We start from the raw sequence: 6,297 nt of genomic DNA, 5'->3' as shown, positions 1-6,297 counted from the left end.
GTTTCTGCTTCGCAGCTTACCTAAGGTAAGTCTGGAGGTCGGGTGGCTTTCGCTTGCCCATAATCCTATGAAGCAAGCATAGACCAGAATAGAAAAATAGCAGTACAGGAATAGCTCTCCTGTACTGCTACCAATACTCCCGTTCAAAGCGAGCTATTCCTCAGCGAGCTTGATGCTTATGGGACAGCCCCTTTTTGGTTCCACTTTTAACAAAAGCCTCGTCCACTTTAAATCTAATCCTCGTTTTCGTCCTCCGCTAGCTGCGATTTGGCTGGCAGTTTATTGTAATCGCGGATAAGTGAGAAGTAGTGGTCAGCCCGTACAGCTTGATATTCTGGTCCGAGCGATTCTGTTATCGCCACAACATCAGAAGGTGTCATGCTCCATGCGAGCAGCCCGAGTGATACGAATAATGGTGATTTGCCATCCCATTTTGCTTTGGCTGCTGCCAAAATGTTTTTCCCGTCTTGTGCGGTACTTATGCCTTGAATCGTGGATACGGGCAGTGTACCGTTTATGATTTCGACACCGTAATGATCTTCCCAGCTTAGGAATAGTCCTTTTGCCTTGTAAAACTTCTCATAGGCAGCTGCCTTTGATGCGCTGAGCGGAACATTCTCGCTGTTCACACGATTCAGCACATACGGAACGGTCATTCCTGTTTGCTTCATATACGTATAAGACTGCTTAAGGAAATCAGAGAATGTGGCTTCCGGCCATGCTTCCGGGTAGAAGTATCCTGACCCAGAAGGACCAGCAATGATGAGGTCATTTTCCGTCGCTGTCTTTTGGAAATAGTTCAGAATAGCGGGTGCGCCGTCATAAAGAAGCGGGCTTGATGTCCAGTTGATCGGTACTTTTCCGCGAGTAGGATCATCCCATAGGATACGCATTCTATGCTGATTGTATTGGAAGTTGTCGCCCTCGCTGAAGGTATACGTGACGTAGATTTTATTTGCAAGCTTAGGCGCCTTAGGCGTTTTGGCTTTGACTGTCTTTGCCTTTGTACCCGAGAAAACCGTTAAGTTGCTGAACCAGTCGGCCGCAAGCACGTAGACACTGTAATTGGATGTAATTTCTACGGAGCTGAATTCGCCTTCAACGTCATTATTAAACCAGCCTAAGTAAGGGGTGCCTGGCTTGACGCCTGATAAGATTTTTTCGAAAAGCGCTTTCTGTTCCGGCACGTTGGAATCAAGCCAGAACACCATTGCTTTGTTCGCAACTGCATAATCACGGAGGTAGCCGTAAGGCTCCTTCTGGTCTGAGGTTGGCGGCTGGATATTGCCTGCCGATACCTTAAATTGATTCCACATAAGGACGGAGGCAGTTAACTGCTTTGTACCTGCAGGCGGCGTAAACTTATAGACGAAGTATCGGCCATTGTCTGCGAATCGGTGTCCGCCTTGTCCTGTTGATACTTGAGAGCTTTGGCGGTCGTACAGAAACGCCTCTTCCTCAGGCGTACCTGGAATAAACTGCGCGATTGTTTGCCCATCTGCCTTCACGGTTACTTCATGAACGGCGGATCCCCAGCCATCCTGAGGGAAAGCGTCCTCGAAGCGAAGAAATACGGATTCTTTGCCCAAATTGCTCGTCAAATCCAGCTCATACGTATTTTTATTTTTGCCATCGCGCTCCTGCGTGGTGTCTTCCGCAATGGTCTTGAACGATTCAGGGAGTCCGGGTGGTATTCTAACGGATGTGTCAGGGCTTAATCCGACTAACATCCGATGTGTCGATTTGGCCCATAGATTCTCATATTGCCATGTGTAAGCATCCAAACGGTCTTTGAATTTGCCTTGTAAATCATCGAGCACTTTTAGGTTAAATGGTGCTGCTTTCAACTGCGCGGCGAGAGCAGGGCTAGCGACAACGGCATCCTTTAACCCAGCAAGAGTAGTCGCAACATTGATAGTATCAGCAACCTTCGGATCGTAAACAATGATGCCTTTCACTTCTTTTTTATATTTTTTGACGATATCCCAGTAATCTGCATGCACATTGTAGGGAACCTTCAAATCTTTTAGCCAGGTCAGTTTGCCTTCTTCTTGGTTTTCCAGCAGATAGATTCGAGGCTCCTCACGGTTAACGATACCCTGCAGCGTTGCAAGTAGAAGCTTAATGTCCCCTGGCGCATCATAAATATCAGCTACATCTAGTTTTTTGGGGGTTGCAAAGGATGGAAGCGCTTGCTTATTTGGCCAGCTAATGGAGCTTTTGCCGGATTTGGATTCCGCAGTTGCTGCAGCTGGTGCTGAAGCGCCAAGCGTTAAAGACAGCGTACATACGATAGCCAGACATGTGACAGTAAGTTTTCGAATCACGATCTTACACCTCGTCTCATCTGATTGGGTAATACCATCGTCATAGCGCCTTTTCCATTCCCTCCTTCTTAGGCGGCTTCGCTAATGCGCATACGGCAGTACCTAAACTATATATTAAATATATTTATGTTTAATACAATCGTTTCGACAAAGGTTCCAACAGAAGACAACTCGAGACCTAAAGTATTATAGCGCAAAAGAAATAGACAATAGTCCCTTTTACATAGCCAAGTCATGAGTATTGTATAGAGTAATTATATATATTAAATATATATAATTGGCGGAAAATAGGCATGCAGCATATACTTCACATAGTGATCCCTTTATATCCAAAGGAATCGTATTGCAGGTATTTCATTCGAGTAGGTATAATATAAATTATGGAAATTCAATATTTAATTTGTAGAAAGCGGTGTTGAAATGGATCGTTCATTTTATGTGTTTGTCTTTGCCATTGCTGCCCTCGTGCTGTGGAGACGAACAAGGAGCTTTTACCGCCCCATTCGAGGAGACGGCAAAAGGCTGTTGTACCCGATTCTATTTATGCTGCCGGGTCTGCTGTTGATATTTAATTCCAATGTCCATGCGCCGTTTTACGAATTTTTGATTGCTGCGGCTATAGGTATTATCCTCTCGATTCCGCTAATATGGACCACAAACTATGAAATTCGTGATGATCATTTATATACGCCAAGAAGAACTGGGGATTCATCGTCGCTTTTCTCGTTGTCATTGCCATTCGTTTCGAGCTTCACTATTACATGTCCACAATCGAACCTCAAACGCTGGCTGCTTTGTTTATGATTTTAGCGTTCTTTTACGTCATCCCGTGGCGAGTCGTTTTTATATTAAATTTCGGAGACTAATGCAGCTTCAAACGGTACGAAAAGTATAATCGCTATTCTGGCATTCAAGGAGCCCTTTTAAAGGAGCTCCTTTTTTTCTGTTTTCACGCCACCTCAATAAAATACTATTTTTCTGAAATTTATACCATATTTTGTGGAATTGGCATTTTATAATCAACGTATTGGAATGAAACAATGGGGATGAGGGGGAATTTGAAAATGAGGCATGACCATGCTGGAAGTAATGGTTTAGTCGCAGCTTCTATCATTTTTGAATAAATGTAAGCGCTTGCTGTAATGTACATTTTTCGAAATGGAGTATGGATATGACATCGAAAGGAATGCGTCTCTTTATTTGGGGATTTGTGCTCTTGTGGGTCGCAGTCATGATCGTTTTTAGTTTTGCTGATTTGAGCTTGTCCAAAGCAATATATAACGAGGAACACTCCTTGTTTGGACAGTTTTTTGAAAACTTCGGCGAGCATCCTGCATTTATTGTCCTATTTATCGCGGGCAGCATTCTCTTTAGTACGGCTAGGCATGAGAATCCTAATGCTGTATTCAGAGCTTAAGGCGTCTAAACATAGGTGTAATGAGAAACATAATAGAGGAGGGTTTTAAATGAAAATTGATATTCAAGCGCTTATTGACCAAATGACTTTGGAAGAAAAAGCAGGTATGTGTTCGGGGCTCGATTTCTGGCATCTAAAGGGTGTTGAACGACTTCATATTCCTTCTATAATGGTAACGGATGGGCCTCATGGGCTGCGTAAGCAAAAAGGTTCTTCTGACCATGTAGGTATTTTTGATAGCGTTCCTGCTACCTGTTTTCCATCAGCGGCAGGGCTTGCCGGCTCTTGGGACCGTGAATTGGTTGGAAAGGTAGGCGTGGCTCTTGGCGAGGAATGCCAAGCAGAGGATGTGGCTGTTTTACTTGGGCCAGGCGCGAACATCAAGCGGACGCCGCTATGCGGACGGAACTTTGAATACTTTTCTGAAGATCCTTTCCTATCCTCGGAAATGGCGGCAAGCCATATTCAAGGGGTACAAAGCCAAGGTATTGGCACCTCACTCAAGCATTTTGCACTCAACAATCAAGAACACCGCCGGATGTCAGTCGATGCGGTTGTCGACGAGCGGACAATGCGCGAAATATATTTGGCAAGCTTTGAGGGTGCGGTGAAAAAAGGTAAACCATGGACGGTCATGAGCGCCTACAACAAAGTAAACGGAACGTATGCTTCGGAAAACGAATTTTTGTTAACGGATATTTTGAAGGAAGAATGGGGCCATGAAGGTTTTGTTGTCTCCGACTGGGGTGCGGTAGATGAGCGAGTAGATGCGCTTGCAGCGGGGCTTGAGCTAGAAATGCCTTCCAGCAACGGCAGTGGCGACAAAAAAATAATAGAGGCCGTGCAAAGCGGCAAGCTATCCGTCGAATTGCTCGATCAAGCTGTTGCAAGACTTCTTCGAATTATCTTCATGAGTGTTGATCAGAAAAAAGAGAACGCGTCTTACAATGTGGGAGAGCATCATCAGCTAGCTCGCACGGTTGCTAGTGAATGTATGGTGCTTTTGAAAAATGAAAAACAGCTGCTGCCGCTTAGCAAAGGAAAAAAAGTGGCGGTCATTGGCGCATTCGCTCAAAAACCTAGGTTTCAAGGCGGCGGCAGCTCGCATATCGTGCCGACTGCGCTCGATAATCCGCTGCAGGAAATGAAGCAGTTGGCTGGAGACTCGTCATTCATTGTTTATGCTGAGGGTTACTCGCTAGATAACGATAATAGTGATGATGCACTCGTGGAAGAAGCGAAGAAGGCCGCTAGCGAAGCCGATGTGGCCGTTGTATTTGCAGGTCTTCCCGACCGTTATGAATCTGAGGGGTACGATAGAAAACATCTAAATATGCCGGGTAATCAGAATCAATTGATTAAGGCTGTAGCGAGTGTGCAAAGCAACGTCGTTGTTGTCCTTATGAATGGTTCGGCTATCGAGATGCCTTGGGCTGATGAGGTGGGAGCCATTTTGGAGGCATACTTAGGGGGGCAAGCGGTTGGTGGTGCGATTGCTGATCTGCTGTTCGGAGAAGCGAATCCATCCGGCAAGCTGGCAGAGACATTTCCTGCTAAGCTAAGCGACAATCCATCATTTCTATTTTATCCAGGCGAGGCAGATCATGCGGAATATCGGGAAGGCATTTTTGTCGGATATCGCTACTATGATTCGAAGAGCGTTAAGCCGATGTTCCCGTTTGGGCATGGTCTGAGCTATACAACATTCGAGTACACAAACTTGTTGATAGACAGCAAGGAAATAAATGATACGGAAACGGTAAGCGTTCACGTCACGGTTAAGAACACAGGAACACGCACCGGCAAAGAAATCGTTCAGCTGTACGTTCAAGATGTCGTGAGCACCGTGATTCGGCCGGAGAAAGAGCTGAAAGGATTTGCCAAGGTGGAGCTGCAGCCTGGAGAGCAAAAGAAGATAACGTTTACGCTGGATAAACGATCTTTCGCTTATTACAATGTTGCTCTAAAAGACTGGCATGTCGAGAGCGGAGACTTTGCTGTTCTTATTGGGCGTTCATCGGAGGATATTGTCCTAGGCGAGACACTGCGCGTTCAATCCACTGTCCCTCTGAAAGTTGTGTATCATCGCAATAGCCTTCTCGGTGACTTAATAAGCGATACGGAGAAGGGTCCAATCGTGCAAGGCATTATGCAGCAGGTTCAAGCAGGAATGGGAATCTTGATGTCTGAGGATAACGAAATGGCAGACATGATGGCCGCGATGATGAAATTTATGCCTCTTCGCAGCTTGGTGTCCTTCAGCCAAGGGGCGTTCACAGACGAAATGCTAAACGGCTTGCTTCACCAATTAAACCATTCATAGTAGGAGCAAAATAGATTTTACAAAAGGACCGTCCTTCCACGTGACGGTTCTTTTTTTCTATTCGATTTATGCAAAGCTTTTATATGCCGATCCACAATTGAGCAGGGATGCGAGGTGCCTTTTACGGTCAAAACCAGAATATAGACCTGTCAATGGAATAAAACATAAATTTACTCTAATAAAGTCTCAACTTATGTGAAATCTAGTGGTAAATGTGGTATGTTTATGTA

4 protein-coding genes and 2 pseudogenes are annotated in these 6,297 nt (G+C 45.1%); 5 read left to right on the top strand and 1 reads right to left on the bottom strand.

Annotated elements, in window-relative coordinates:
* A pseudogene (locus tag AC1DPK_RS28965) lies at positions 1-82 on the top strand (transposase); the annotation flags it as partial.
* A gap of 151 nt (positions 83-233) precedes the next feature.
* Here the strand turns inward: AC1DPK_RS28965 and AC1DPK_RS28960 are convergent.
* Entirely contained in the window at positions 234-2,327 is a 2,094-nt protein-coding gene (locus tag AC1DPK_RS28960; protein WP_477512421.1) for a GxGYxYP domain-containing protein, read from the bottom strand.
* A 420-nt stretch (positions 2,328-2,747) separates the two neighbouring features.
* Here AC1DPK_RS28960 and AC1DPK_RS28955 point away from each other — a divergent pair.
* The 4 genes and pseudogenes from AC1DPK_RS28955 to AC1DPK_RS28940 all read left to right on the top strand — a co-directional run.
* Positions 2,748-2,963: pseudogene (locus AC1DPK_RS28955) on the top strand (CcdC protein domain-containing protein); the annotation flags it as partial.
* Between the two features lie 47 nt (positions 2,964-3,010).
* Complete coding sequence (locus AC1DPK_RS28950; protein WP_477512423.1) at positions 3,011-3,193, top strand: CcdC protein domain-containing protein; 183 nt, start codon at positions 3,011-3,013, stop codon at positions 3,191-3,193.
* Between the two features lie 305 nt (positions 3,194-3,498).
* The gene (locus AC1DPK_RS28945; RefSeq protein WP_441912430.1) at positions 3,499-3,744 is read left to right on the top strand and encodes a hypothetical protein; all 246 of its coding nucleotides are present in this window, start codon (positions 3,499-3,501) and stop codon (positions 3,742-3,744) included.
* Positions 3,745-3,793: 49 nt separating this feature from the next.
* Positions 3,794-6,067: a glycoside hydrolase family 3 C-terminal domain-containing protein gene (locus tag AC1DPK_RS28940; RefSeq protein ID WP_477512420.1), complete on the top strand. Its 2,274-nt coding sequence runs from the start codon at positions 3,794-3,796 to the stop codon at positions 6,065-6,067.
* Positions 6,068-6,297: the final 230 nt, after the last annotated feature.

It is taken from the genome of Paenibacillus sp. 01T424 (assembly GCF_056398745.1).
Note: the sequence above shows the minus strand (reverse complement) of the source record. Positions and strands in the feature narration are given on the sequence as shown.